The 25,509-nt window shown below is 66.6% G+C and carries 23 protein-coding genes; 11 read left to right on the top strand and 12 right to left on the bottom strand.

All coding sequences use genetic code 11. The features are described from left to right. Positions 1-9 precede the first annotated feature (9 nt). Positions 10-1,293: a DUF3422 family protein gene (locus PSELUDRAFT_RS04200; RefSeq protein ID WP_088965648.1), complete on the top strand. Its 1,284-nt coding sequence runs from the start codon at positions 10-12 to the stop codon at positions 1,291-1,293. Between the two features lie 224 nt (positions 1,294-1,517). Here PSELUDRAFT_RS04200 and PSELUDRAFT_RS04195 read toward each other — a convergent pair whose 3' ends face one another. Beyond that, positions 1,518-3,467, bottom strand: a complete 1,950-nt coding sequence (locus tag PSELUDRAFT_RS04195; protein WP_255374072.1) for a propionate--CoA ligase — start codon at positions 3,465-3,467, stop codon at positions 1,518-1,520. A gap of 232 nt (positions 3,468-3,699) precedes the next feature. Between PSELUDRAFT_RS04195 and PSELUDRAFT_RS04190 the strand changes: the two genes are divergently transcribed. From PSELUDRAFT_RS04190 to PSELUDRAFT_RS04175, 4 genes are all read left to right on the top strand, one after another. Beyond that, positions 3,700-4,959: a glutamate-5-semialdehyde dehydrogenase gene (locus PSELUDRAFT_RS04190; protein WP_088968380.1), complete on the top strand. Its 1,260-nt coding sequence runs from the start codon at positions 3,700-3,702 to the stop codon at positions 4,957-4,959. A 94-nt stretch (positions 4,960-5,053) separates the two neighbouring features. Further along, on the top strand, positions 5,054-6,253 hold the full coding sequence (locus tag PSELUDRAFT_RS04185) for a GGDEF domain-containing protein (RefSeq protein ID WP_157725012.1): 1,200 nt from the start codon (positions 5,054-5,056) through the stop codon (positions 6,251-6,253). A gap of 169 nt (positions 6,254-6,422) precedes the next feature. Continuing rightward, positions 6,423-7,778, top strand: coding sequence for a glutamine synthetase family protein (locus PSELUDRAFT_RS04180; RefSeq protein WP_088965646.1), 1,356 nt, complete (start codon positions 6,423-6,425; stop codon positions 7,776-7,778). 422 nt (positions 7,779-8,200) lie between these two features. After that, a complete protein-coding gene (locus PSELUDRAFT_RS04175) occupies positions 8,201-8,689 on the top strand; it encodes a universal stress protein (RefSeq protein ID WP_088965645.1) in 489 nt (162 codons plus the stop codon). A gap of 66 nt (positions 8,690-8,755) precedes the next feature. On the opposite strand, the gene PSELUDRAFT_RS04170 is transcribed toward PSELUDRAFT_RS04175, so the two are convergent. Beyond that, positions 8,756-9,505, bottom strand: coding sequence for a TlyA family RNA methyltransferase (locus tag PSELUDRAFT_RS04170; RefSeq protein ID WP_088965644.1), 750 nt, complete (start codon positions 9,503-9,505; stop codon positions 8,756-8,758). A gap of 110 nt (positions 9,506-9,615) precedes the next feature. Here PSELUDRAFT_RS04170 and PSELUDRAFT_RS04165 point away from each other — a divergent pair, with 110 nt between their 5' ends. Both PSELUDRAFT_RS04165 and PSELUDRAFT_RS04160 read left to right on the top strand, forming a co-directional pair. Further along, positions 9,616-10,251: a YceH family protein gene (locus tag PSELUDRAFT_RS04165; protein WP_088965643.1), complete on the top strand. Its 636-nt coding sequence runs from the start codon at positions 9,616-9,618 to the stop codon at positions 10,249-10,251. After that, positions 10,248-10,961, top strand: coding sequence for an RNA pseudouridine synthase (locus PSELUDRAFT_RS04160; protein WP_088965642.1), 714 nt, complete (start codon positions 10,248-10,250; stop codon positions 10,959-10,961). The genes PSELUDRAFT_RS04165 and PSELUDRAFT_RS04160 overlap by 4 nt, the downstream gene beginning before the upstream one ends. Positions 10,962-11,168: 207 nt before the next feature. Here PSELUDRAFT_RS04160 and PSELUDRAFT_RS04155 read toward each other — a convergent pair whose 3' ends face one another. The 3 genes from PSELUDRAFT_RS04155 to PSELUDRAFT_RS04145 form a co-directional block, all read right to left on the bottom strand. After that, on the bottom strand, positions 11,169-11,549 hold the full coding sequence (locus tag PSELUDRAFT_RS04155) for a cupin domain-containing protein (protein ID WP_088968379.1): 381 nt from the start codon (positions 11,547-11,549) through the stop codon (positions 11,169-11,171). A gap of 123 nt (positions 11,550-11,672) precedes the next feature. After that, positions 11,673-13,553, bottom strand: a complete 1,881-nt coding sequence (locus tag PSELUDRAFT_RS04150) for an MFS transporter (RefSeq protein ID WP_088968378.1) — start codon at positions 13,551-13,553, stop codon at positions 11,673-11,675. A gap of 243 nt (positions 13,554-13,796) precedes the next feature. Next, positions 13,797-15,851 (bottom strand): prolyl oligopeptidase family protein, encoded by a 2,055-nt coding sequence (locus tag PSELUDRAFT_RS04145; RefSeq protein ID WP_088965641.1) that lies wholly within the window; start codon positions 15,849-15,851, stop codon positions 13,797-13,799. 149 nt (positions 15,852-16,000) lie between these two features. On the opposite strand from PSELUDRAFT_RS04145, the gene PSELUDRAFT_RS04140 reads away from it, so the two are divergent. Continuing rightward, positions 16,001-16,495, top strand: a complete 495-nt coding sequence (locus tag PSELUDRAFT_RS04140) for an Ivy family c-type lysozyme inhibitor (protein ID WP_088965640.1) — start codon at positions 16,001-16,003, stop codon at positions 16,493-16,495. A gap of 27 nt (positions 16,496-16,522) precedes the next feature. Here the strand turns inward: PSELUDRAFT_RS04140 and PSELUDRAFT_RS04135 are convergent, their stop codons facing one another. The 5 genes from PSELUDRAFT_RS04135 to PSELUDRAFT_RS04115 form a co-directional block, all read right to left on the bottom strand. Beyond that, a complete protein-coding gene (locus PSELUDRAFT_RS04135) occupies positions 16,523-17,281 on the bottom strand; it encodes a sulfite exporter TauE/SafE family protein (RefSeq protein WP_088965639.1) in 759 nt (252 codons plus the stop codon). Next, entirely contained in the window at positions 17,278-18,306 is a 1,029-nt protein-coding gene (gene ltaE / locus PSELUDRAFT_RS04130) for a low-specificity L-threonine aldolase (RefSeq protein WP_088965638.1), read from the bottom strand. The genes PSELUDRAFT_RS04135 and ltaE overlap by 4 nt, the downstream gene beginning before the upstream one ends. 285 nt (positions 18,307-18,591) lie before the next feature. Further along, entirely contained in the window at positions 18,592-18,816 is a 225-nt protein-coding gene (locus PSELUDRAFT_RS04125) for a hypothetical protein (protein WP_088965637.1), read from the bottom strand. A 96-nt stretch (positions 18,817-18,912) separates the two neighbouring features. Beyond that, positions 18,913-19,671, bottom strand: a complete 759-nt coding sequence (locus PSELUDRAFT_RS04120; RefSeq protein WP_088965636.1) for an MBL fold metallo-hydrolase — start codon at positions 19,669-19,671, stop codon at positions 18,913-18,915. After that, complete coding sequence (locus tag PSELUDRAFT_RS04115) at positions 19,668-20,276, bottom strand: hypothetical protein (protein WP_088965635.1); 609 nt, start codon at positions 20,274-20,276, stop codon at positions 19,668-19,670. Before PSELUDRAFT_RS04115 ends, PSELUDRAFT_RS04120 begins: the two co-directional genes overlap by 4 nt. Positions 20,277-20,463: 187 nt before the next feature. Here PSELUDRAFT_RS04115 and tcdA point away from each other — a divergent pair, with 187 nt between their 5' ends. Next, positions 20,464-21,246, top strand: a complete 783-nt coding sequence (gene tcdA / locus PSELUDRAFT_RS04110; RefSeq protein ID WP_088968377.1) for a tRNA cyclic N6-threonylcarbamoyladenosine(37) synthase TcdA — start codon at positions 20,464-20,466, stop codon at positions 21,244-21,246. Between the two features lie 154 nt (positions 21,247-21,400). Here the strand turns inward: tcdA and PSELUDRAFT_RS04105 are convergent, their stop codons facing one another. After that, positions 21,401-22,138, bottom strand: a complete 738-nt coding sequence (locus tag PSELUDRAFT_RS04105) for an ABC transporter substrate-binding protein (RefSeq protein WP_088965634.1) — start codon at positions 22,136-22,138, stop codon at positions 21,401-21,403. A 39-nt stretch (positions 22,139-22,177) separates the two neighbouring features. After that, positions 22,178-23,812: a methyl-accepting chemotaxis protein gene (locus PSELUDRAFT_RS04100; protein ID WP_162291239.1), complete on the bottom strand. Its 1,635-nt coding sequence runs from the start codon at positions 23,810-23,812 to the stop codon at positions 22,178-22,180. 164 nt (positions 23,813-23,976) lie between these two features. Between PSELUDRAFT_RS04100 and PSELUDRAFT_RS04095 the strand changes: the two genes are divergently transcribed. Further along, positions 23,977-24,759 carry a 3-hydroxybutyrate dehydrogenase gene (locus PSELUDRAFT_RS04095; protein ID WP_088965632.1) on the top strand — a complete coding sequence of 261 codons (783 nt, stop codon included), beginning with the start codon at positions 23,977-23,979 and terminating at the stop codon, positions 24,757-24,759. 137 nt (positions 24,760-24,896) lie between these two features. Further along, complete coding sequence (locus tag PSELUDRAFT_RS04090) at positions 24,897-25,493, top strand: nucleoside triphosphate pyrophosphatase (protein ID WP_088965631.1); 597 nt, start codon at positions 24,897-24,899, stop codon at positions 25,491-25,493. The last annotated feature ends 16 nt before the right edge of the window (positions 25,494-25,509 follow it).

Here is a 25,509-nt window from a genome sequence, read left to right as displayed (position 1 = left end):
CCGGAAGAAATGATCACCTTGAACACCCATCCGCTGCGTCGCAGCCTCAACGACGAGGCGCACGCGCGACCGCCGGTGGCGATATCGTCACCGGCGCGCATTACCACCTTGACGCTGTTTTTCGACGACGCGGAAGCCGAGCAGCGCGCCGCCATGAGCGAGCTGGCCAGCCGCCTGGGGCTGCCGCAGCCGGAGCCCAGGCAAGTGCATTACACCGGCGTGGCCGGCGACCTCACCGTACGCTGGGCGCTGCACACCGAGTTCGCCCGCTACAGCTTCGTGCTCGGCGGCGATTTCGTGGAGCCGTTCGAACGCTGCCCGCTGGACCGGCTGCCGGCCGACTGGCTGGGCAGCCTGCCCGGGCAGGTGATGGTGGCCACTCACGCCGTGTTGCTGCCGGCCGATCAGGAAGCGCCGGCCGCCGAGATCTCGCAGCGCTGGTTCGGCGGCCATGACCTGATCGGCGCCGAAATCGGCGACGGCAATGGCGTGGCCTATACCGACCTGCGCCTGCACCCCGACCCGCGGCTGGCGGAAGGCTTCAGCCGCCTGGTGCTGATCGACCGCGACATGGGGCCGTCGCAGTCCGGCCGCATGGTGCAGCGCCTGTTCGAAATGGAAACCTACCGCCTGCTGGCCTTGCTGGCGCTGCCGGAGGCCAAGCGCCAGATGCGCGAGCTGGATCGGCTGGGCACCCAGCTGCGCCGGGTCACCCTGCGCATGGCGCAGCAGCAGGGCCACGATGCCAGCATGCTGGATGAACTCACCGACCTGTCGGCGCAGGGCGAGCAGCTGATTGCGCAGAGCCAGTACCGCTTCGCTGCCGCACGCGCCTACTACCAGCTGGTGGGCCGCCGTATCGACGAGCTGCGCGAGCGCCGCCTGTCCGGCCTGCAGCCGTTCCACGAATTCATGGAGCGGCGGCTGGGGCCGGCGATGGAAACCTGCGCCACCGCAGTGCGGCGCCAGGAGCGGCTGATGACCCGCCTGCAGCGCAGCACTGCGCTGCTGCGCACGCGGGTGGAAGTGGTGCACGAGGAGCAGAACCGTGCGCTGCTGGCCAGCATGGACCGCCGCGCCGCGCTGCAACTGCGGCTGCAGGAAACGGTGGAAGGCCTGTCGGTGGGGGTGCTTACCTACTACGCGGTGGGGCTGCTTGGCTATATGTTCAAGGCCTGCAAGGCGGCAGGGCTGCACCTGGACGTGGAGCTGCTGACCGGCCTTGCCATCCCGCTGGTGGCCTTTGCCGTATGGCTGGGCATGCGGCGGGTGAAGCAATCGCTGCAGCATTGAAGCACAGGCGCTGTTTTTCATGAGGCGCAACGGCCGGCATCGACATGCCGGCTGTTTTTTTGCGGGATAGCCAGCGCATATCGCCAGCCGCTGGCAGCGGCAAGCAGATCCGCTGACCCAGGGTCGTATGAAGCATAGCCGCCAAGGTTGGCCGCATAAAAAAAGACCGCCATCCCTCGATGATGGCGGTCCAAGGGAGCCGGCGGCCGCTGGCCGCCTTGCTGTTATGCTGGTTTCACCGCCTGGCGGATCTGCTCGATGCCGGCCGGGTCGTCCAGGGTGGTCAGGTCGCCCGGGTCGCGGCCTTCGGCCAGCGCCTGGATGGAGCGGCGCAGTACCTTGCCGGAGCGGGTCTTGGGCAGCTGGTTGACGAAGTACACCCGCGCCGGGTTGGCAATCGCCCCCAGTTGCGCCGCCACCTGGGCGATCACCTCTTTCTCCAGCCGGGCACGGCTAGCCGGGTCATCCAGCAGCGCCGGGTTCTTCACCACGGCAAACGCCTTGGGCACCTGGCCTTTCAGGCTGTCTTCCACCCCCACTACCGCCACCTCGGCAATGGCGCTGTGGCCGCTTACCGCTTCCTCGATCTCGCGGGTGCCCAGGCGGTGGCCGGCTACGTTGATCACGTCATCGGTGCGGCCCAGGATGGTGAAGTAGCCGTCCGCATCCTTGATGCCCCAGTCGAAGCTGGAATAGACCAGCTTGTCCGGGAACAGGCTGAAATAGGTATCGACGAAGCGCTGGTCCTGCTGCCAGATGGTGCTCATGCAGCCCGGCGGCAGCGGCGGCAGCACGCCGATCACGCCTTTCTCGCCGGGGCCGACTTCCTCGCCGGTCTGCTCGTTGAACAGGCGGATGTCGTAGCCGTATACCGGCAGGCCGGGGCTGCCGTATTTCACCTGCTTCTGCTCCACGCCATTGCACAGCGTCAGCATCGGCCAGCCGGTTTCGGTCTGCCAGTAGTTGTCCAGCACCGGGATGTTCAGCTCGCCGGCGATCCAGCGCGCGGTGGGTTCGTCCAGCGGCTCGCCGGCCAGGAACAGCCGGCGCAGGCTGGACAGGTCGTATTTGTGCAGCCAGGCCGGGTCCTGCTTCTTCAGCACGCGGATCGCGGTGGGTGCGGAGAACATCACGCTGACGCGGTACTTTTCCACCAGCTGCCACCAGATGCCCGGGTCGGGGTTGATCGGCAGGCCTTCGTAGATCAGCGTGGTCATGCCGGACAATAGCGGCGCGTACACGATGTAGGAGTGCCCCACCACCCAGCCGATGTCGGAGGTGCAGAAGAAGCACTCGCCCGGCTTGCCGCCGTAGATGTAGTCCATGCTGGCGGCCAGCGCCACCGCGTAGCCGCCGGTATCGCGCTGCACGCCTTTGGGTTTGCCGGTGGTGCCGGAGGTGTACAGGATGTAGCTGGGGTGGCTGGATTCCACCCATTCCACGGCGGCGCGCGCGTTCAGGTGTTCATCGCGCAGGGTGTCGTAGTCCAGGTCGCGCCCGGGCTTCATCATTGGTGCTTCGGCAAGACCGCGGTTCACCAGGATCACCTTCTGCGGTGCGGCGGCCCCGGCCAGCGCCAGTGCCTCGTCCACCAGCGGCTTGTAGGGAATCAGCTTGCCGCCGCGCAGGCCGGCATCGGCGGTCACCATTACCTTGGGTGCGGCATCCTCGATGCGGGTGGCCAGGCTGGCGGAGGCGAAGCCGCCGAACACCACCGAGTGGATGGCGCCCAGGCGCACGGTGGCCAGCATGGCGAAGATGGCTTCCGGGATCATCGGCATGTAGATCAGCACGCGGTCGCCTTTTTGCACGCCCTGCGCCTGCAGGATGGCGGCGAAGCGCGCCACCTCGGCATGTAGCTCGCGGTAGCTGTAGCTGGTTTCGATGCCGGTTTCGGTGGACACATAGGCCAGCGCGGCCTGGTCCGGGCGCTCGGCCAGGTGGCGGTCCACCGCGTTGTAGCACAGGTTGGTCAGGCCGCCGGCGAACCACTGCCGGAATGGCGGCTGCTCATAGCTGAGCACCTGTTCACACGGTTTGTGCCAGTGGATGCGTTCGGCTTCCTGTTGCCAGAAGGCTTCGGGGTTGTTGATGGAGCGTTGGTGAAATGCCTGGTAATTCGCCATCTGGGGGGCTCTCCTGTTGTGCTTCGCGCGGTGCGCTGTTTTTATCAAGCGGTTGCTTGTCAGACAAAGTATGGCGAGTGTCAACCAAGGTCAATCCCGGGCTGCAATCAGGGGGATTCCAGCAGCGCAAAGCGTTGCACAAACCCCGATAAAGCAGGCACTTGGCCAGCATGCGCCGGCCGCGGCCACGTGTAGTGGCTATCGATAAACACTGGCCGAATCCGCCTGCTTTGCAGTACCCTGCTGTGCATAACGAACTGTTGCATTGCAGGACAAGACCATGGACATCAAGCACTACATGAACGTTGTTGGCCAGGCCGCGCGCAAGGCCAGCCGCGCGTTGGCGCGGGCCGACGGCAACCAGAAGAACAAGGCGCTGCTGGCGATTGCCGACGCCATCGAACGCGACCTGGAGCGGCTGATTGCGGCCAACATGCAGGACCTGGACGCCGCCCGGCAGAACGGGCTGGAAGAGGCGCTGCTGGACCGCCTGACGCTGTCGGAGAAAACCGCGCGCGGCATGGCCGAGGGCCTGCGCCAGATTGCCGCGCTGCCGGACCCGGTGGGCGAGATGGACGACTTCACCTATCGCCCGTCCGGCATCCAGCTGGGCAAGATGCGCGTGCCGCTGGGCGTGGTGGGCATCATCTACGAGGCGCGCCCCAACGTGACCGCCGATGCCGCCGGCCTGTGCCTGAAATCCGGCAATGCGGTGATCCTGCGTGGCGGTTCCGAGGCCTTCCACAGCAACCAGGCGATTGCCGCCTGCGTGCACGAGGGCCTGCGCGTGGCCGACCTGCCGCCGCACGCGGTGCAGGTGCTGGAAACCACCGACCGCGCCGCGGTGGGCGAGCTGATCACCATGACCGAATACGTGGACGTGATCGTGCCGCGCGGCGGCAAGGGCTTGATCGAGCGCATCAGCCGCGATGCGCGGGTGCCGGTGATCAAGCACCTGGACGGCAACTGCCATGTCTACATCGACGACACCGCCAACCCGGAAAAGGCCTTCAACATCGCGCTGAACGCCAAGACCCACCGCTACGGCACCTGCAACACCATGGAAACCCTGCTGGTGCACACCGCCTTTGCCGAGTTCATCCTGCCGCGCCTGGCCGATGCCTACTGGCAGAAGGGCGTGGAGCTGCGCGGTTGCGAGCGCACGCGCGGCATCCTCGGCGACAAGGTGCTGGCCGCCACCGAGGCCGACTGGGAAACCGAATACCTGGCGCCGATCCTGGCCATCAAGGTGGTGGGTGGCCTCGATGACGCCATCGAGCACATCAACCACTACGGCAGCCACCACACCGACGCCATCGTCACCGAGGACTACAGCCGCGCGCGCCGCTTCCTGCGCGAGGTGGATTCCGCCAGCGTGATGGTGAACGCCAGCACCCGCTTCGCCGACGGCTTCGAATACGGGCTGGGCGCGGAGATCGGCATCTCCACCGACAAGATCCACGCCCGCGGCCCGGTGGGCCTGCATGGCCTCACCAGCCAGAAGTGGGTGGTGCTGGGCGACGGCCAGATCCGCAGCTGATCACCCGCCAGCCAGCCAGTTCGTGATCCACCCCGCCAGCTGGCGGGGTTTTCGCATCTCCCGCCAGAAGCATGTGAAAGGACCGCAGATGGTAATGCCCAGCGTGCCCGATACCCGCTCCAGCCTGCAGCAGGAGGTACAGGCCGTCTGTATCAAGCTGGTGGCGCGCCGCGGCCTGGTGGCCGGCTTGTCGGCGCCCAGTGCCGCCGTGCTGCTGTACTTCGTGCTGGACGAGGAGGGCATGCTGCCCACGGTGCCGTTCTGGTCGTGGTTTGCCTGCCTGTGCCTGGCGCTGTTCATCCAGCTGCTGGTGGATGCCTGGGTGCTGGTGCACAAGCCGGACGCGCGCATGCTGCAACGCTGGCCGCGCATCAACGCCGCCACCCTGGTGCTGGTGGGGCTGGCCTGGGGTAGCGCCGGCTGGTGGCTGCAGTCGCCATCGCCGCTGTTCACCATGATGCTGTACCTGGTACTGGCCGGGGTGGGTGCGCTGGTGATGATCGTGCAGTCCGCCTTCATGCTCAGTGTGGTGGCGGTGGAGCTGGCGCTGCTGCTGCCAGGCATGCTGCACGGCGTGCTGGGGGTTGGCCGCATGGCGCAGTACGTCGGTGTGGCCAGCTTTCTCTACTTCTGCCTGCTGTGCCTGTACGGCTGGGTGGTGCACCGCCAGCTGCGCCACGGCGTGCGTGCCAGCGTGCAGGCCAGCCTGCTCAACGAAGACCTGATGGCGGCCAATGTGCGCGCCGCCAGCGCGCTGGAAGCGCTCAAGCGCGAGCACAAGCAGCTGCAGCAGGCGCTGCAGACCATCGAGCGCATGGCGCACGTGGACGAGCTGACCCAGTTGCCCAACCGCCGCGCGGCCATGGCCGAACTCAAGCGGCTGGTGGAGGCCGATGCCACGGCAGCGCTGGTGTTACTGGATGTCGATCACTTCAAGCAGGTAAACGACAATCATGGCCACCATGCCGGCGATGCCGTACTGCGCGGCGTGGCCGAGCGGATGCTGGCCTGCCTGCGCCAGGACGACCTGCTGGCACGCTTTGGCGGAGAGGAATTCGTGCTGATCCTGCCGGATACCGAGCTGGCCGACGCGCACACCCTGGCGCAGCGGCTGTGCGACACACTGGCCGCGCAAGCCTTGCCGGTAGAGGGTGCCCGCCTGCCTGTTACCGCCTCGTTCGGTGTTACGCCGCATCACCCGGGCGAGGCGCTGCACGGCTGGCTGGCGCGCGCCGACGAGGCGATGTACCAGGCCAAACACGCCGGCCGCAACCGCGTTGCCCTGCTGCCGTGATGTGTTGGCCGCAGGCCACAGTGATGGCAGTCATTTGCCTCGTGATTAAAATATTTAACGACTTTGTTCCGCTGGTCGGAACTATGTACTTGTCTGCGAAACTGTATCGCGCATAATCCGGACAACAGCGCGGCTGTCGCGCCATGAACCTGACCAGGAGAACCGTCTGATGCAGCATCCCGTACCCAGCGCCGAACAGGCCCAGTGGCTTACTGCCAGTGGCGTGCGTGACGTCGAGCTGGCGTTTGCCGATGTCACCGGCTTTGCCCGCGGCAAGACCCTGCCGAGCAAGGCCTTCATCAAGGGGCAACAGCTGCGCATTGCGCGCGCCGTGGCCATCCAGTCTTGTGTCGGCGAGTTTCCCGACTACCGCTTCTACGGCGAGAACGATCCGGACGTCACCCTGCTGCCGGACATGAACACCCTGCGCCCGGTGCCGTGGGCCGATACCCCGCGCGCCCTGGTGCTGTGCGACAACGTGGATCACGACGGCAGCCTCAGCCCGCTGGCGCCGCGCAGCGCGCTCAAGGCGGTGCTGGCGCGCTACGCCGCCCGCGGCTGGCACCCGGTGGTGGCGCCGGAGCTGGAGTTCTACCTGTTCGCACCGGATGCCGACGCCGATGCCGCCTTCCGCAGCCCGGCGCTGCGCGGCGGCCGCAGCGAACGCGGTTTCGACGCCTTCAGCTTCAGCACCCTCAACGACCACGAAGCCTTCTTCGACGACATCTACCGCGGTTGCGAACAGCTGGGCATCGACACCGATACCTGGGTGCACGAGATGGGCCCCAGCCAGTTCGAGATCAACCTCAAGCACGGTGATGCGCTGGCGCTGGCCGACCAGACCTTCCTGTTCAAGACCCTGCTGAAGGAAACCGCACTGCGCCACGGCCTGCGCGCGGTGTGCATGGCCAAGCCGCTGGCCGGCGAGCCGGGCAGCTCCATGCACCTGCACCAGAGCGTGGTGGACGATGCCGGCCGCAATGTATTCAGCCAGGCCAACGGCGAAGCCAGCCATGCCTTCCACCACTTCATCGCCGGCCTGCAGCGCTACCTGGCCGAGCTGATGCCGTTGTACTGCCCCAGCGCCAACTCCTACCGCCGCTTCGTGAAGAACCTGGCGGCGCCGGTGAACCTGAGCTGGGGTGTGGACAACCGCTCGGTAGGCCTGCGCGTGCCAGTGGGCGGCCCGGAAGCCCGCCGCGTGGAAAACCGCCTGCCCGGCTGCGACGCCAACCCCTACCTGGCGCTGGCCGCCAGCCTGGGCGCCGGCCTGCTGGGCGTGGAAGAGGAACTGCAGCCGTCGGCCGCGGCGGTGGGCAATGTGTTCGCCAGCGGTGAAGACGTGAGCGAACTGCCGGCCACGCTGGATGCGGCACTGGCCGGCATGCGCGCAGGTACTGCCTGCAGCCGCTTGTTCGGCGCCGAATTCGCCGCCGCCTACGCGGCAGTGAAGGAGGTGGAGCTGGCCAGCTTCCACGGCGAGATCACCGCCTGGGAACGCCGCTTCCTCGCCATGCTGGCGTAAGCGGGGCTAGCGAATAGCAGTAGGGCGGGAGCCCCTTCGGGGCATTCCGCCACGATGCGGCCAACCTTTGAAAGGTTGGCCGCATTTTTCATGGGGTGCGCGGCTTGCCTGTCACCCCATCGCCCGGATAAGCCGCAGGCGCATCCGGGAACAATGAACCTCCCCGGATGCGCTGCGCTTATCTGGTCTACCCGCTTGTCCGCCGCGTAGCCGGTAAGGTTGGCCGCATGAACTTGCGGCCAACCTTCCAGCACAGCGGCGCGCGCACAGCTCAGCATCCGCATGGCATCAGCAGGCCGGCGCTGCGCTTGCTACAGTAAAAGCCAGTCTTGAAGCAGATCAAACAAGGCCGCATCGCCGCTTAGCATGTCCGGCCCGGCGGACCATAATGACAGCTTGCTAACCCACCCGAGGAATCCACCATGTACCGTCATCTGACCGTGGCGCTGGATGGCAGCCACAATGCCCGTCCGGCCTTGATCGAAGCCGTGCGCCTGGCCGCAGCCGCCAAGGCGCGCCTGTCGCTGGTGCACGTCATCAGCGTGCATGATTTCGCCATCGACAGTGTCGGGCTGCTGGACGTGCAGGCACTGCAGGAAGAAGCGCGCAAGCAGGGGCAGTTCATCCTGGACGAAGGGCGCGAGTATGCGCAGCAGCACGGGGTAGGCGATGTCAGCGCCCATCTGCTGGAAGCGCCGCAGGGCGGTGCTGATGCCGCCACCGTGCTGGTGGATTTTGCCGCCGGTGCCGCCTCCGACCTGCTGATTCTCGGCACCCACGGCCACCGCGGCTGGAAGCACCTGCTGCTGGGCAGCTTTGCCGAAGCGGTGCTGCGCCGCACCACGCTGCCGCTGCTGGTGGTGCGCAATCCGGAAGACGACGATAACCCGTCCGCCGGCACGGCAGCCTGAACGCGGGTAACGCCGCAATAGCAAACGGGGCGCTTATCGCGCCCCGTTTTGCGTGCTGACCGGCGTTCAGCGCCGGCGCGCGAACACGAAGAACTCGCGGTTGCCGTCGCCGCCCTTGATCGGGCTGTCGAACCAGGCCAGGCGTTCGAAGCCCTGCTCGGCGATAGCCTGGCTGATCTTGTCCTCCACGCCACGGTACAGCGACTCGTCGCGCACAATGCCGCCGTGGCCCAGGCCGTCGCGGCCCACCTCGAACTGCGGCTTCACCAGGCTCAGCAGGTAGCCGCCGGGGCGGATCAGCGGCAGCGCCGACGGGTAGATCAGCGTCACCGAAATGAACGACACGTCGCACACCATCAGGTCGAAGGGCTGGTCGTCGTTGGCCGCCAGCAGCGTGGCGTGGTCCAGTGCCCGCGCGTTCACGCCTTCGAAGTAGCGCACCCGCGGGTCGGCGGCGATGCGCGGCGCCAACTGGTCGTGGCCCACGTCCACTCCCACCACGCGCACGGCGCCATGCTGCAGCAGGCAGTCGCTGAAGCCGCCGGTGGATTGCCCCACGTCCAGCGCGCGCCAGCCGCGGATATCATCCAGCCCGGCTGCCGCCAGCGCGCCGGCCATCTTCAGCCCGCCGCGCGACACGTAGCGGTCGGCCTCGTCCGGCACGATGTCGAACACGGTGTCGTCCGTCAGCTTCTGGCTGGGCTTGGCCAGCGGCCGGCCGGCCACGCTGACGCGCCCGGCCTCGATCAACGCCTGCGCCGCGGTGCGCGACGCGGCAAGCCCTTGTTCCACCAGCAAAACATCCACCCGTTTCATATCCTGCATCCATCAGCGTGCGAAAACCCGCGCAAGGGTAGACGCAGACAAGGCTGGCCGCAAGCCGGTGGCAGTGCGATGATGGCGGCCGCAACGAGGAGGTAACGAGCATGGACGACAGACTGATACTGGAACCGCACGCCGCGCGCGTGCTGGGCGCGCTGATCGAAAAACAGGCGCTGACGCCGGACAACTACCCGCTGACGCTGAACGCGCTGCAGTCGGCCTGCAACCAGCTCACCAGCCGCGAGCCGGTGCTGAACCTGTCCGAGAGCGACCTCGCCGCCGCGTTGGACAGCCTGCTGGCGCAGAAACTGGTGGCCGAACGCCTGCCGGCCGGCAGCCGCGTGGCCAAGTACGAACATCGCCTCAATTACGCCTGGAACATCGACGGCGCCCGCCTGGCGGTGCTGGGCCTGTTGCTGCTGCGCGGTGCGCAGACCAGCGCCGAGCTGCGCAGCCGTGCCGGGCGCATGTACAGCTTCAGCGGCCTGGAAGAAGTGGAAACCGCGCTGAACGCGCTGGCCGACAAATACCCGCCGCTGGTGGAAAAACTGCCGCGCCAGCCGGGCGAGCGCGAGGCGCGCTGGGTGCACACCCTGCTGCCTTACGACGCCACGCTTGCGGCCAACCCTGTGACCACGGGCGGCAGCGCCGGGCTGGAGGCACGGGTGGCCGAGCTGGAGGCGCAACTGGCGCAGCTCATGCAGCGGGTGGCACAGCTGGAACAGGACTGGCAGGCATGAGCGAGCAGCAAAGCATTCGCCTGTCCAAGCGCATGGCCGAACTGGGGCTGTGCTCGCGCGGCGAGGCGGACGATTACATCGCCCAGGGCCTGGTGCTGGTGGATGGCAAGGTAGTGGACGTGCTGGGCAGCCGCGTGCTGCCGCAGCAGCAGATCGAACTCATCGCCGGCGGGCCGCGCGAGCAGCCGGAGCGGGTGAGCATGCTGCTGCACAAGCCGGCCGGCATGGACGAAACCGGGCTGCTGCCGCAGCTGGTGCCGGCGCAGCGAGCCGCCGAGGACGCCAGCCAGCTGGTGTACATGCGCAAGCACCAGCACCGCTTGCAGTGGTTTGGTGCGGTACGGGGCGGCGAAAGCGGCCTCACGGTGGCAACGCAGGACGGCAAGCTGGCGCGCCAGCTGCAGGCTGGCGACTTCGAGCAGGAATGGCTGGTGAACCTGGCGATGCCGGTATCCGATGCGGTGCTGAAGGCGCTGCAGGGCGGGGTGGAGCTGGATGGCAAACAGCTGCGCGCCGGCCGGGTCAGCCGCCAGAGCGAGCGCCAGCTGTGCGTGGTGCTGAAGAAGCCGGCGCCGGGCATGATTGCCGCCATGTTGGCCGCAAGCGGGCTGCGCGCGGTGGAATGCCGCTGCATCCGCATCGGCCGCGTGCGTCTGGGCAAACTGCCGGCAGGGCAGTGGCGTTACCTCACCGCGCTGGAAAAATTCTAGCGGGCACCTCGCAAACCTCCCGCTTTCGTTGCGATACTGCGTTGCTCACGAAAAATCCCTCCTTACATATCAACCATATGCGGCGTCGGGATTTTTCATTCGCGCCTTGTCTCGCTTAGAAATCGGGGTTTTTCGAGGCGCCCTACGATGAAAGAAAAACAGGCCACCGGATCTCGGTGGCCTGCTTGCTTTCTGTCGCTGGCTGGCTCAGTCCTTGCGCGCCAGGCGGTCTTCCTCGAACACGGCGAAGGTTTTCTTGGCCGGTTCGATCACTTCCCACACGCCTTCGAAGCCGGCGGGAATCACAAAATGCTGGCCTGCAACGATCTCGACGACGGAACCGTCGTCACCATGCATGCGCACATGACCTTCCAGCAGAGTGCAGAATTCGCACTCGGTGTACTTCACCCGCCAGGCGCCGACACCTCCAGACCACAGCCCGGCATGGAACTGGCCGGTCGGATCGCTGTAATGCATTTCCACCGCCTGCTGGCAGGTGCCACTGAGCTGACGCTCGGCAGGGGCGACGAAGGTATCGGGGGTGATGTCCTGTTGATGGAACAGAACGATATCGTTTGCGCTAGACACGAAACGCTCCTTTGTAGTGCTGCTTTGTTGCAACTTGATCAAATCCGTGTTCGCCACTCTGGCACAAGCGGGCAGCGGCGGCAAGCCACGGCACACAAATCGCTTGCCGGGCCGCCACGCGCCTCAGCGCCAGTCGCCGCGTAACTGCACCACTTCCTGCTGCAGGCTGCCGGCGCTGGCCACCGCTGCCGGCAGCGGCGCGGCAGCCTTGAGGGCGATCTTCGACCAGGCGCGGCGCGGCCAGCACAGCATGGCCGGCCCGTAGCGGCGCGAGAAGAAGCTGCCCCACATGCCGCACAGCGCCATCGGCACTACCGGCACCGGCGTACGCGCCACAATCTCTTCAATGCCCGGTTTGAACGCGCTGATGTTTCCATCGTAGGTGATCTTTCCCTCCGGGAAAATGCACACCACTTCACCGTCGGCCAGCGCCGCCGCCACCGCGTCGAAGGCGCGCTGCTTGGCATGCGGGTCTTCCTTGGCCGGGGCAATGGGAATCGCCCGCGCGGTGCGGAAGATGAAGTTGAGCAGCGGCACCTTGAAGATGCTGTGATCCATCACGAAGCGGATCGGGCGGCGCACGCTGCCGGCCAGGATCAGCGCATCCATGAAGCTCACGTGGTTGCAGACCAGCACGCAGGGGCCTTCCTCCGGAATGTGCTCCAGCCCTTCGTGGCGGATGCGGTACAGGGTGTGGGTGGCGATCCACACCAGGAAGCGCATCAGGAATTCCGGCAGCAGGCTGTAGATGTACAGCGCCACCACCATATTGAGCAGTGCGGCGATCAGCAGCACGTGCGGGATGCTTACGCCATTGGCTGCCAGCACCGCGGCAAAGGCGGCGGACACCACCATGAACAGCGAGTTGAGGATGTTGTTGGCGGCAATGGCACGCGAGCGGAACGCCGGTGCGGCGCGCGACTGCACCAGCGCGTACAGCGGCACGATGTAGAAGCCGCCGAACACGCCGATGAGGGTGAAATCGGCCACCAGGCGCCAGTAGGCGTGGTTACCCAGCACGGCGAGCCAGGTCAGCGTGCCGCCGGCGTGCGCCGGGGTGGCAAAGAACAGGTCGATACCGAACAGGCACAGCCCCAGCGAGCCGAACGGCACCAGCCCCAGCTCCACTTTGCGGCCGGACAGCTTCTCGCACAGCATCGAACCCAGCCCCACACCCAGCGAGAACAGCGTCATCAGCAGGGTGTAGACGCTGGCGTCGCCGCCCAGCACATCGGAAGCAAAGGTCGGCAGCTTGGACAGGTACAGCGCGCCCAGGAACCAGAACCAGGAGATGCCCAGCAGCGACAGCCACACCGGGCGGCTTGCCTTGGCCTGCTTGATGATGGCCCAGGTCTGGCGCGCCATATTCCAGTCCACCGGCAGATCGGCGGCGGAAGGCGGCGCCGGCGGCATGCGCCGCGCGGCAGCCAGACCGGCCAGCGCGCAGGCCAGCAGCGCCACGATGATGCTGATGCGCTGCGGGTCGGCGTTCACCAGCACGGTGCCGGCCACCTGGCCGATGATGATGGACACGAAAGTGCCCATCTCGATCAGGCCGTTGCCGCCCACCAGTTCGCGCGGGCGCAGGTATTGCGGCAGCACGCTGAATTTCAGCGGCCCGAACAGCGTGGAATGCACCCCCATCATGAAGATGGTGGACATCAGGATGGCGCCGTTGTGCAGCCAGAAGCCCACTGCCGCCACCAGCATGATGGCGATCTCCATGCGTTTGACGAAACGCGCCACCGCCGCCTTGTCGTACTTCTCGCACACCTGGCCGGCGGTGGCGGAAAACAGGAAGAAGGGCAGGATGAACAGCGCGGCGGCCAGCTGGATCATCAGCTCCGGCGCCAGCCCCAGCAGCCGCATGCCGTGGAAGTTGATCAGCACCACCACTGCGTTCTTCAGCAGGTTGTCGTTGAAGGCGCCAAAGAACTGGGTGATGAACAGCGGCATGAAGCGCCGCGTCTTGAACAGGTCGAACTGGTTGGGGTGGTGGGACATGCAGGCCGCCGTGGGGAAGTCGGACAATGCCGGCATGGTATGTCAGGACGCGCCTTGCGGCCAACCTTGCACCGTTGGCCATTTCGAAAAGCGCCCGCTTTCGTCGCAATACGGCGTTGCTCACGAAAAATCCCGCCTTGCATATCAACACCTATGCAGCGGCGGGATTTTTCGTTCGCGCCTTGTCTTGCTTAAAAACCGGGGCTTTCGAGGCGTCTAGAGGTTGGCCGCAAGGCCGTGGGTTCAGTCCATCAGCTGGCGATACAGATAAACCAGCACCCGCGCCAGCTCCTCGGCGGTTTGTTCCTGGCCGGTATTGCCGCCGTGGCCGCCGCCGTCGGTTTCCAGGAACAGTGCATCGTGGCCGTGCTGTTGCAGCCTGGCCACCATCTTGCGCGCGTGCGCCGGGTGCACCCGGTCGTCCTTGCTGCTGGTGGTGAACAGCGCCAGCGGGTAGCGCTCGGCGCTTACCGGCTGGTGGTAGGGCGAGTAGGCGGCCAGCGCGGCGCGTTCCGCCGGGTTGGACGGGTCGCCGTATTCGTCTATCCAGCTGGCGCCGGCCAGCAGCTCGGTGTAGCGCAGCATGTCCAGCAGCGGCACCTCGCACACCACGGCGTTGAACAGCTCCGGGCGCTGCAGCAGGCAGGCGCCTACCAGCAGGCCGCCGTTGCTGCCGCCTTCGATGCCCAGCCGGCGCGCGCTGCTGTAGCCGCGCGCGATCAGGTCTTCGGCCACCGCGATGAAATCGTCGAAGCTCACCTGCCGGTGCGGGCCCTGTGCCGCCTGGTGCCAGGCCGGGCCGAACTCGCCGCCGCCGCGGATATTGGCCACCACGAACACGCCGCCCTTTTCCAGCCACTGCGGGCCGAAGTTGTCCATGTAGTAGGGCATCATCGGCACTTCGAAACCGCCGTAGCCGTACAGCAGCGTGGGGGCGGAGCCATCCAGCGCCAGCCCGCGACGATGCACCACGAAGTAGGGAATCGCGGTGCCGTCCGGCGCGCGCGCCTGCAGCTGCTCGGCGACAAACCCGGCAGCGTCGAAGGCGGCCGGTTGCTGGCGCAGCACTTCCGGCTCGCCGCCGGTGAGCAGATCCAGCCGGTACAGCCCGGCCGGGGTGAGGAAGTCGCTGTAGCTGTAGTACAGCAGGTCGCTGTGCCAGGGCTGGTCGGCAAACTCGATCACCCCGCCGGTGGGCAGCGGGTTGGCGTGCGGCTGCCAGTTGCCATCCGCCCAGCGCAGGGTGACGAGGCGGCTCTTCACGTTATCGATGACGATGATGGCCAGCAGGTTCAGCGTGGCCTCCACCATTTCCACCGACTGCTGCGCGCCCGGCACGAACAGTTCGGTGATGCGGCCAACCTTGCCGCTGCCTGCGGCGCAGGCCACCGCCAGCAGGCTGCCGGCTGTGTAGTGCTGGCCGGCAAAGTGCCAGTCCTCGGCCAGTTTAACGATCAGGTCGCCGTGGCTGTAGGCCTCGATCTCGGCGCGCTCAGGCAGTGGTAGCGCGATCAGGCTATCGCCGGCAAGGTGGTAATAGGTTTTGCTGTAAAAGCTGTCGGATGCCTCGATGATGTCGAAGGCGGTGATGGCGTCCGGCGCTACAGGGTTGGCCGCATCCAGGAAGCGCCACGCCGCCACCATCATCGCGTCTTCGTCCAGCTGCAGCAGCGGCTGCGCCTGGTCCCAGCGCTGGCCGCGCTGCAGCAGCCACACTTCGCGCGGGTAGCCGGCGCGGGTCAGCTGCGCCTCGTCCCAGGCCGGGCACACGAACACGCTGTCCAGATCGCGCCAGGCGATGTGGTTCTTGCCGTAGGGAAAGCTGAAGCCGCCGGCGACGAAAGCCTGCGCCTCCAGATCGTACTCGCGGCTGACGGTGGCGTCGGAGCCGCCGGGAGTGAGGCTGAGCAATACGTGTTGCGGCTGCTCGGTGTAGTGCGACACACCGTCCAGGTACCAGTCCACCTCCTCGGCATCGGCCAGCGCGTCGATGTCCAGCACCGTCTGCCAGTCCTGCGCATTGGCGCGGTAGGCGTCCAGCGTGCAGCGGCGGTAGATGCCGCGCGGATGGGCCTCGTCCTGGTGGAAGTTGTACAGCCAGCCGGCGTGCTCGGCAAAGAACGGAATCTGCCGCGTATCGCGCAGATTGGCGAGGATGGACTGCTTCAGAGCGGCAAAGCGCGGGTCGCTGTCCAGGCGGGCACGGGTGGCGGCGTTCTGCTCGGCCACCCAGTCCAGGGCGGCGGCATCGTCCAGGCTTTCCAGCCACTGGAACGGGTCGTGGGAGTGATCGGTCATCGGATAGGCAACGGTTGGCCGTAAGGCGGAATGGGCGGATTGTGCGGCAGCCGGCGCCCGGCTGCAAAGCATGCCGCTCCGTCATGGCCGTTGCGGTGCGCACGGCAGCAGCCTAGCATGATGCAGACAGCATCGAATGAGCATTGACTATGTACAAATCATGGATGGCCGGCCTGCTGCTGGCCCTGCTGGCAGCCGGCGCGCAGGCGGCGGAAAAACACGGTGCCATGCAGGCGCTGCAGTGCAAGCAGCAGGCGCAGTGCGCCTACTTCACCGATGTCTACACCGCGGACCGCGGCTTTCGCAGCGCGGTGCAATCGGCGTTCCGCGGCAGTGGCGGCAAGGCGCCGGCCTGGGTGAGCAATGGCGTCAGCACGCCGTTGATCCCGCTGAAGGCCGGCCGCGAGGATTACCTGCGCGGCTGGGTATGCGAGCCGCACAACTGCCCGCACCAGCTGCTGGTGCTGTACGCACCCAAGCGCCAGCAACTGGTGGCGCGCTATATGCGGCCGGACGGCAAGCTCGTCTGGCTGGGCCGGCCCAACCCACGGCAGAAGGCGCTGCTGCAGGATGAAACCGATGCAGCCTCGCCGCTGAACGGCAAGCTCGGCGACAGCACGCCGCTGCCGCTGGTGTTGCCGTGAGGCTTGCGGCCAACCTTGGCCGCATCCTCAGCCATACACCTTCCAGAAAAACGCCAGCGTCAGCACTGCGCCCAGCGTCACCACCACGCGCTTGAGCAAGCTGGCCGGCAGGCGGCGCGCCAGGCGGGCGCCGGCCACGCCGCCGCTGATGGTGCCGGCCAGCATCACCAGCGCTGCCGGCCAGTTCACGATGCCGGCGGCGATGAAGGTCAGCACCGCCACGCCGGAGATCAGCACCGATAGCCAGGTTTTCAGCGCGTTCATACGCGTGAGGTTGTCCACGGCGAACAGGCTGAACAGCGCCAGCATCATGATGCCCATGCCGCCGCCGAAGAAGCCGCCGTAGATGGCCACCAGCAGCTGGCCGGCAAGCAGGCCGGCGCGGCTGCCGTGCACGGCGCTGGCGTGGCGGCCCAGCCAGCGGGTGAGCTGGCTGCTGGCGGCGAACATGACGGTGGCCAGCAGGATCAGCCACGGCACCAGCGCGTCGAACAGCCGCGGAGACACCACGGTAACCAGCCAGCCGCCGATGAGGCCGCCCAGCAGGCTGACGCCGCTCAGTGACGGCAGCGCGCGCTGGCCGGCCAGTTCGCGGCGAAAGGCCAGGCTGCTGGCCACGTAGCCCGGCCACTGCGATACCGAGCTGGTGGCGTTGGCGACGATGGGCGGCAGCCCGGCGGCCACCAGTGCGGGAAAGGTGATCAGCGTGCCACCGCCTGCCATGGCGTTGAGCGCGCCGGCAGCAAAGGCGGCGGCGAACAGCGCCAGCGCGATGGCTGCGCTCATGCGGCCAACTGGGCGGCGAACACGGCGATGATGCGGTCGATGTCGGCGCGGCCGATCTGCCAGTGGGTCACCAGGCGCATCAGGCCGCCTTCCGGCCCGTTGGCCTTGATGCCGGCCGCGCTCAGCGCCGCCATCAGCTTGCTGCTGTCGAGGCTGGCCGGCAGGCGGAACCACACCATGTTGATGTGTACGTCGTCCAGATTCACCGTGACGCCGGGCAGGGCAGCCAGTTGCTCGGCCATATAGCGTGCGTTGGCGTGGTCTTCCGGCAGGCGAGCAACCATGTCGGTCAGCGCCAGGATGCCGGGTGCGGCCAGTACGCCGGCCTGGCGCAGGCCGCCGCCCAGCAGCTTGCGGTGCTTGCGGGCGCGGGCGATGAAGGCGGCCGGGCCGGCCAGGATGGAGCCCACCGGTGCGGCCAGGCCTTTGGACAGGCAGCACATCACGGTGTCGCTGTAGCGGGTGATGTCGCGCACGTCGCAGCCCAGGTGCACGGCGGCGTTGAAGACGCGGGCGCCGTCCAGGTGCACCGGCACGCCGTGCTGCTGCGCCACTTCCCACACTGCCTGCATGGCGTCCAGCGGGATCACGCGGCCGTTGCTGTGGGCGTTTTCCACGCAGATCAGGCCGGTGCGCGGCCAGTGGATGTCTTCGCCGTCGCGGATGCGCTTTTTCACTTCGTCGGCGCGCAGCACGCCGTCGGTGCTGGCGATGGTGCGCAGCTGCACGCCGGCAATTACCGCCGCGCCCCCGGTTTCGTGCCACACGATGTGGCAGTCGTCGCCCAGGATCACCTCGTCGCCGCGCTGGCAGTGGGTGTACAGCGCCAGCTGGTTGCCGAAGTTGCCGCTGGGCACGAACAGCGCGGCTTCCTTGCCGAGGATGCTTGCGGCCAACGTTTCCAGCTCGCGCACGGTGGGGTCGTCGCCGTAGACGTCGTCGCCGACCACGGCGTCGAACATGGCCTGGCGCATAGCCAGGGTGGGCTGGGTTACGGTGTCGCTGCGTACGTCGATGTGCTGCATGGGGTGTCCTCTGTGTGCTCGTCAGGAGCGTGCTCACGATCTTGCGAGCCGGGGTGAGACAGGGCGAAAACGGCTGGGGAAGAGCAAATGCGCATTCCGAAGCCGTACTCGCCGCGTAACGTCTCACGACGCGCGGCAGATCGTGAATCTGCCCAATAAAAACGGCGACCCGCGGGTCGCCGTGATGGCTGTCATGTAATCGGGTTCGCCCGATTTTGCCCGTCGTGACGACGGGTGCCTAGTTGTGCGGCAGAACAGTCAGTTCCTGCCGATTGTCGTTGTGCCTCAGTGCACGCGATAGGAAGCTTTCAGGGCGTCTGTCTGGCGGTGCGCCATATCCAGCGCGGCGGCTGGCATGCTGATGTCGGCGCCGCAGGCGCAACTCAGCTTGTTGTCGGGGTGCAGGCTGGCCAGGTGGTGGCGGGTTTCATGCCCGCAGTCGCAGGCGATGACCACGGTGGCGTTGTAGTGCTTGTCCAGGTCGATATCGAAACGCGGTGACTTTATCATCGGAACATCTCCCGTAAAGAAACAAACACCTCCGCTTGGGGAGGTGTTTTCAGCGTAGAAGATGAGCGATTTATTGCAAGTAATACACGCCTGCTTCTAGCGCAGCGCACGGTGGCGGAAGGTGGACAGCCCCACCGGCAGTTCGGCGAACCAGTTGATGAAGCGCATCACGTCGTCGCCCTGGTAGATGGCGCCGTGCTGCGGGCACAGCATGTCGATCTTCATGCGCGCGGCGCGCTCGCACCAGTCCAGCTTGGCTTCGGTGGAGCCCATCCAGCGGCGGTGGAAGCCTTCGGCGTGGCGGATGTGCTGGTCGAAGTTGCGTACGAACAGCTCGCTTGCGTCCTCCGGCAGCAGCGCGGCGCCCACGTCGCCGGAGAACAGGAGGCGGGCCTCCGGGTCGTACAGGTGGAAGTTGCCGGAGGAATGCAGGAAGTGCGCCGGCACCGCCTCCAGCTGCCCCTGGCCCAGCGGAATGTGCTGGCCTTCGTCCGGGATGGATTGCAGCGAGTTGTCGTCGCCGCCGAAGTGCGGGATGAAGCTGCTCCACAGCCGGCTGACGTGGCAGCGTATCTTCGGGTTGCAGTCCAGCCACAGCCCCAGCGAGGAGATGATGTCCGGGTCCTGGTGCGAGGCGAACAGGCAGTTGATGCTCATCGGGTCCACCACGGTGGACAGCGCGGCGAATACCGCCGGGAAGATCTCGCTGCCGCCGGGGTCGGTGAGCAGGTTGTCGCCGTCGCGGCTCACCAGGTATTCGTTGGTGTCGATCACGTAGCCGGGCTTGGCGGCGTCACGGGCAATCACTACCCAACGATGGTCGCCCTGCTGGTAGATGGTGGTGGCTGTCTTCATATTCTTTGCATTCCGGCGCACAGCGTTTCGATGGAGGGCAGGATGGTCTGGATTTTCTGGTCGAACTCCTGGCTTACCTCCGCCAGGGCGCGGCCGTATTCGCGGCCGTAGGCGGCCTCGATCTTGGCGGAACGGGAAATGGCGGTGCCGAACTGGCACAACTTGCGGGCCTCTTCCAGCCGGTCCAGCAGGCGCAGGCGCACGTCGCGCACCTGCTGCGCCCGTTCCTGGAACAGCGCGCGGCGTTCGGCGAGGATGGCATCCAGTGCCGGCAGCGGCTCGGGCAGCTGCGCGCGGGTGGCCTGCAGCAGATGCTGGCGGCGCTCGCGGCGCAGCAGGTCGGAAATCAGGTTTACTGCCTGGTAGGCATCGCTGGACAGCTCCTGCATCAGGCCGGTGAGTTCCACCGACAGCGTGCGCAGCTCTTTGGAAATCACGCCGAAACCCAGCGCCACTTCGCCGGCGCGGTGCGCCAGCAGAATGGCGTTCAGCGCCATGATGTTGATATGGAAGGCGATCAGTACCACGCCCTTGATGCCCTCGTTCAGGCGCACGAAGCTGGCCAGCTGTTGCGACGATGAATGTTGCAGGGCCTGGGTGCTCACTGGGTTCTCCTGTTGGCGAGGGGCCGTGCTCGGCAGTCTAGCAAAGCGCCATCGCGCTTGCCTGCCTTCTTGCGCCGCTGGCATGAGCTGCGTCAAGCCGGCATGCGCTTGTGCTGGCTGGCGGGAGTGGCTGGAGATTGTGGCGCCGCTTGGTTATGCTTGGCCGTTTTTGCCGTGGGAGTTCGTGATGGAAGCCGATTTGCAGCGCCGTTTCGGTGGTATTGCCCGCCTGTACGGCGATGAAGCGCTGCAGCGTTTTGCTGCGGCCAACGTGTGCATCATCGGCGTGGGCGGGGTGGGCAGCTGGGCGGTGGAGGCGCTGGCGCGCAGCGGCATCGGCCGGCTGACGCTGATCGACCTGGACAACATCGCCGAATCCAACACCAACCGCCAGCTGCCGGCGCTGGACCCGAACTTCGGCATGGCCAAGGTCACTGCGCTGGCCGAGCGCGTGCGCGCCATCAACCCGGCCTGCGTGGTGACCGAGGTGGAAGACTTCGTTACCGAAGAAAACATGGCCGCCATGCTGGGGCAGGGCTTTGACTACATCGTGGACTGCATCGACAGCCTGCGGGTGAAGACGGCGATTGCCGCCTGGTGCGTGCGCCGTCGCCAGAAGCTGATTGTCTCCGGCGGCGCCGGCGGGCAGATGGACCCGTCGCGCATTGCCATTGCCGATTTGAGCGCGGTGACCGACGACCCGCTGCTGTCCAAGCTGCGCTACAACCTGCGTCGCCACCACGGCTTTGCGCGCGAGCCCGGGCGCAAGATGGGGGTGAGCTGCGTGTATTCCACCGAGCAGCTGGTGTACCCACAGGCGGACGCCTGCGAGGTGGGCGAGGCGCGCGGCCCGCAGGGGCTGTCCTGTGCCGGCTTTGGCGCCAGCATGGTGGTGACTGCCAGCTTCGGCCTGTTCGCCGCCGGGCGGGTGCTGGAAGACCTGGCCGGCAAGCGGCGCAAGAAGGGCTGAGGCACTCACATTGGTAGGGCGGAAGCCCGGTACTACCGGGCGTTCCGCCGAAGTGTGTCCCATCAGGGGGCGTGGCTGATGGCGGATCGCCCCTGCGGGGCATCCGCCCTACGATTTCGTGCGGCTTGCGGCCAACGTTGGCCGTATGGCGGGCTTATTCCGGCAGCTGGTACTTGTCGCGGTAGTGCTGCACGATGCGCTGGTAGTCGCCCACGGCTTTCAGCTGCAGCAGCGCGGTGTCGAATTCGCGGCGGCGCTGGTCGCTGCGAAAGCCCACGTGGCGCGGCGTGTTGCCGAACAGTGCAAAGCTGGCGATCGGCGGGCGGCGCCCCTGGCGATCCTGCTGCGTCAGCGCGGCGTGGAAGATCAGCTCGTCACCCACCACCACCTCCACGCGATGATTCAGCAGCAGGCGGTTGAGGATGTCCTGGTCGGCATGCTCGCTGTAGCTGGGCGCGGCCATCACCGCGCGGGTGTAATCGCTGCCGAACAGCAGTCGGGCGTTCTGGAAGCTGGCCACGTGGTAGTGCGCCAGATCGGCCAGCTGGTGCAGCACGATGCCGCTGTTCTGCAGCACGATGGCGCGGTTGCGGTAGTACAGCAGCGGCTGCGAGTAGAAGATGCCTTCGCTGGCGCCGGGTATCAGCGTGATCATGGCATCCACCGTACCCTCCTGCAGCATGGCCAGCCCGCGTGCCTGGGGCACTTGCACCACTTCCACCTGGTGCCCGGCCTGTTGCAGGGTGGCTACTGCCAGCTCCACTTCCATGCCGGTCTTGCCGCCGATTTCCACGTACGGCGGTTTGGCCAGCCCCACCGCCAGGCGCAGGTTGGCCGCAGCCCCCCACACGGGCAGCAGCAGGCAGCAGACAAGTAGCAAGCGAAGCAGCATGGCAAGCACCTGGTAAGTGCGGCAAGGCGCCTGCTGCGATTATAGCTTGAAGCGGGTGAGGCTCTGATTCAGCAGTCGCGAAGTGTCTTCCAGGCCAATGGCTTCCGCCGTCAGGCGGTCGGCTTCTTCATGCTGGCGCTGCACCTGGTTGTCGATGGCACCGATGTCCTCATGCATGGCCGCAATATCGCTATTGATGGTGCGGCCGGCATCCAGCACCTGGCCAAAGTGCTGCTGCAGGCTGTCCAGCAGCTGGCGCAGCGCATCCAGCGCGGTGCGGGCGCCGTTGGAGGCACCGGACAGCTGCTCCGCCTCGTCGGCGTGGTGCTCGATGATGCCGGCGGTGTCGCGGATGGTGGCCAGCAGCTTTTCCACGAAGCTGTCGGTTTCCGCCAGCGTGTTCTGCGTCTGGCCGGCCAGCTTGCGCACTTCGTCCGCTACCACGGCAAAGCCGCGGCCGGCCTCGCCGGCGCGTGCCGCCTCGATGGCGGCGTTCAGCGCCAGCAGGTTGGTCTGTTCGGAGATGCCGGAAATGCGCTGCAGGATGCCGGTGATGTTCTGCACATCCTGCGACAGCGCCTGGAAGCGCTGCGCCAGCTCGCGGTTGGCCGCCACGTGGCCGGCCATGCCCTGCGCCATGCCGGTGACGGCCTCGCGCGACTGGCCAAGCTCGGACTCCACCGAATTCAGCTGGCTGGCCACCTCACCCAGCAGCTCGCCGCTGTGCCGGCTCAGTTGCTGGATGTGGCCGGCGCGTTCGCGGCTGCCCGCCAGCAGACGGCTGCCCTGGCCTGCGGCCTCCTGCAGCTGCAGCGCGCTCTGGCGTACGTTTTCGGCACTGTGGAAGGTGTGGCGCGCATTGTCGGCCACTTCCAGCAGCGTGCCGTTCACCGTGCTGCACAGCGCGTTGAAGCTGCGCGCCATGGTGGCGATCTCGTCGTCGCCGTGCGGCTGCAGGCGGGCGGTCATGTCGTGCGCACGCGCCTGGTGCTCGATGTGGCTGGCGATGCGGGCGATGGAGTTGGCCAGCCAGCTGGCCAGCAGCCAGGATACCGCGGTGCCGGCCACCAGCAGGATGCCGCCGATCAGCAGCGATTCGCGCAGCGCGGCCAGCTTGCTGTCGCGCGCCTCCAGCAGCGGCACGTCGGCCGCCAGCATCACGTTCTGGCCATTGACGGTGGTGGGCAGGAAAATGGAACGGAAGGTGCCGTACTCGTCGGTGTACTCGTCATAATGCACCTGGCGGTCGGCGAATGCGGCCAACAGTCCGGCGCTGGCATCGTATGCTTGCAGGTGATGGCCGAACTTGTCGGCCTTCAGTTCGTCCTCGCCGGCGCCGTCGGCCAGGTAGACCACCTTGCCGTTCTGCTGCGTCAGCAGGTACAGGTATTTCACGCCGAACTGGCGGGCGTAGCCGTCCAGGCGGCGGGCGTTGTCCAGCATCTGTTCGCGGCTGACGCTGCCGGGGGTGAACATGCGGGCCAGGAAATGGTCGTCCAGCAGTGCGGGAATGGCGCGCGCCGCGGCGTTCAGCCGGGTGTCGATGATGGCCACCGCCTGCTCGCTGCTGCGCAGGTAGCTGTGGGCGGTAAAGGCGGCTACGGTCAGCAGGTTCAGGGCCAGGAACAGGCAGACGAGTTTGGTGCGGATGCTAAGGCGGGACAGCCAGGACATGAGTGCAAATCCTTCAAGGCAAGCGGGGGGTGTGCCGCTGGTGTGCCAGCAGCATTTTTTTAGGATTTGCATAATGCATTTAAAATTTGTTTTTACAAAACCAAATCGGTAATGGCCGGCTCTGCGCCGGTGCCGGTGTGGCGGCAACGCAAAGGAGAACGTGGATGACAACAATTCGTACTGCTCTGGTGACCGGCGCCGACCGCGGCATCGGCCTGGCGATTGCCTGCCGCCTGGCGCGCGAAGGCTGGCAGCTGGCCGTGCACGGGCTGGCGGACGCCGCCGGCCAGGCCGAGGTGCTGGCCGCGGTGAAGGCCGCCGGCGCCGCCGATGCCGCCTACTTCAGCGCCGACCTGCGTGATGGCGAGGCCACCCGGGCGCTGGCCGCGGCGGTGCTGGCGCATTTCGGCCGCGTGGACGTGCTGGTGAACAACGCCGGCATGCAGTTCGCGGCACCGCTTACCGAGATGCCGGCGCAGAAGTGGGACGACATCATCGGGGTGAACCTCTCCGCCGCCTTCCACCTGCTGCAGCTGTGCCTGCCTGGCATGCTGGACGCTGGCTGGGGGCGGGTGATCAACATCGCCTCGGTGCATGGCCTGGTGGCCTCCAAGAACAAGCTGCCCTACGTGGCCAGCAAGTTCGGCATCGTCGGCCTGACCAAGGCGGCGGCGCTGGAAACCGCCGGCAGCGGCGTCACCGTCAATGCCATCTGCCCGGGCTGGGTGGAAACCGCGCTGATCGAGCCGCAGATCATGGCGCGCGCCGCACAGTTCGGCGGCGACCGCTCCGCCGGCCTGCGCGACCTGGTGCTGGAGAAGCAGCCTTCCGGCCAGATGAGCCAGCCGGAGGACATTGCCGAGGCGGTGCTGATGCTGTGCGGCCAGTGGGCGCACAACCTGACCGGGGTGGCCTTGCCGGTGGATGGCGGCTGGACGTCGCAATAAGTCACCGTGAAGGTTGGCCGCATGCTTGCCATGCTTGCGGCCAACCTTGCCCTGCCTCAAGTGGCGGCATATCCGCCGCTGCCATGCTCTGGTAATCTTGCCGGCGATCGATATTCAAGTTTGCAGATTGTCCAACCATGAGCGACTCACCGTCCCGTCTGTACCTGGCCTCCGGCAGCCCGCGCCGCCGCGAGATTCTCGAAGGCCTCGGCCTGCACCTGGAACGCATCCACGCCGACATCGATGAGTCGGTACTGCCCGGCGAAGCCGCCGTGGCCTACACCGAGCGCCTGGCGCGCGAGAAGGCCGCCGCCGGCTGGAAGGTGGTGAGCGATTGCGGCCTGCCGCCGTTCCCGCTGCTGGCTGCAGATACCACCGTGGTGCAGGATGGCGAGATCTTCGGCAAGCCGGCCGATGCCGACGATGCGCGCCGCATGCTGCGCGCGTTTTCCGGCCGCAGCCACCAGGTGGTGACCAGCGTGGCGGTGCGGCTGGGCGACGAGCTGCAACTGGCCACCAGCATCACAGAAGTGACGTTCAAGCCGCTGGGCGAGGACGAGATCCAGCGCTATATCGACAGCCGCGAGCCGTTCGACAAGGCGGGTGCCTACGGCATCCAGGGCAAGGCCGCGGTGTTCGTCGCCCGCATCGAAGGCAGCTACACCGCAGTGGTGGGGTTGCCGGTTTACGAAACAGCACAACTTCTCGGCAAGTTCGGTTTCCAACTGCCCTGATACACAGTTCACCGGA

It is taken from the genome of Vogesella sp. LIG4 (assembly GCF_900090205.1).
Classification (GTDB): domain Bacteria; phylum Pseudomonadota; class Gammaproteobacteria; order Burkholderiales; family Chromobacteriaceae; genus Vogesella.
The sequence above is the reverse complement of the archived record's forward strand: the minus strand, read 5'-3'. Positions and strand labels throughout refer to the sequence as shown.

Coding starts and splice junctions, on each gene's coding strand:
- PSELUDRAFT_RS04090 (WP_088965631.1), top strand. CDS start 24,897: ATGAGCGACTCACCGTCCCGTCTGTACCTGGCCTCCGGCAGCCCGCGC.
- PSELUDRAFT_RS04095 (WP_088965632.1), top strand. CDS start 23,977: ATGACAACAATTCGTACTGCTCTGGTGACCGGCGCCGACCGCGGCATC.
- PSELUDRAFT_RS04185 (WP_157725012.1), top strand. CDS start 5,054: ATGCCCAGCGTGCCCGATACCCGCTCCAGCCTGCAGCAGGAGGTACAG.
- PSELUDRAFT_RS04100 (WP_162291239.1), bottom strand. CDS start 23,812: ATGTCCTGGCTGTCCCGCCTTAGCATCCGCACCAAACTCGTCTGCCTG.
- PSELUDRAFT_RS04190 (WP_088968380.1), top strand. CDS start 3,700: ATGGACATCAAGCACTACATGAACGTTGTTGGCCAGGCCGCGCGCAAG.
- PSELUDRAFT_RS04140 (WP_088965640.1), top strand. CDS start 16,001: ATGTACAAATCATGGATGGCCGGCCTGCTGCTGGCCCTGCTGGCAGCC.
- PSELUDRAFT_RS04135 (WP_088965639.1), bottom strand. CDS start 17,281: ATGAGCGCAGCCATCGCGCTGGCGCTGTTCGCCGCCGCCTTTGCTGCC.
- tcdA (WP_088968377.1), top strand. CDS start 20,464: ATGGAAGCCGATTTGCAGCGCCGTTTCGGTGGTATTGCCCGCCTGTAC.
- PSELUDRAFT_RS04180 (WP_088965646.1), top strand. CDS start 6,423: ATGCAGCATCCCGTACCCAGCGCCGAACAGGCCCAGTGGCTTACTGCC.
- PSELUDRAFT_RS04145 (WP_088965641.1), bottom strand. CDS start 15,851: ATGACCGATCACTCCCACGACCCGTTCCAGTGGCTGGAAAGCCTGGAC.
- PSELUDRAFT_RS04125 (WP_088965637.1), bottom strand. CDS start 18,816: ATGATAAAGTCACCGCGTTTCGATATCGACCTGGACAAGCACTACAAC.
- PSELUDRAFT_RS04165 (WP_088965643.1), top strand. CDS start 9,616: ATGGACGACAGACTGATACTGGAACCGCACGCCGCGCGCGTGCTGGGC.
- PSELUDRAFT_RS04170 (WP_088965644.1), bottom strand. CDS start 9,505: ATGAAACGGGTGGATGTTTTGCTGGTGGAACAAGGGCTTGCCGCGTCG.
- PSELUDRAFT_RS04105 (WP_088965634.1), bottom strand. CDS start 22,138: ATGCTGCTTCGCTTGCTACTTGTCTGCTGCCTGCTGCTGCCCGTGTGG.
- ltaE (WP_088965638.1), bottom strand. CDS start 18,306: ATGCAGCACATCGACGTACGCAGCGACACCGTAACCCAGCCCACCCTG.
- PSELUDRAFT_RS04160 (WP_088965642.1), top strand. CDS start 10,248: ATGAGCGAGCAGCAAAGCATTCGCCTGTCCAAGCGCATGGCCGAACTG.
- PSELUDRAFT_RS04120 (WP_088965636.1), bottom strand. CDS start 19,671: ATGAAGACAGCCACCACCATCTACCAGCAGGGCGACCATCGTTGGGTA.
- PSELUDRAFT_RS04150 (WP_088968378.1), bottom strand. CDS start 13,553: ATGTCCCACCACCCCAACCAGTTCGACCTGTTCAAGACGCGGCGCTTC.
- PSELUDRAFT_RS04200 (WP_088965648.1), top strand. CDS start 10: ATGATCACCTTGAACACCCATCCGCTGCGTCGCAGCCTCAACGACGAG.
- PSELUDRAFT_RS04175 (WP_088965645.1), top strand. CDS start 8,201: ATGTACCGTCATCTGACCGTGGCGCTGGATGGCAGCCACAATGCCCGT.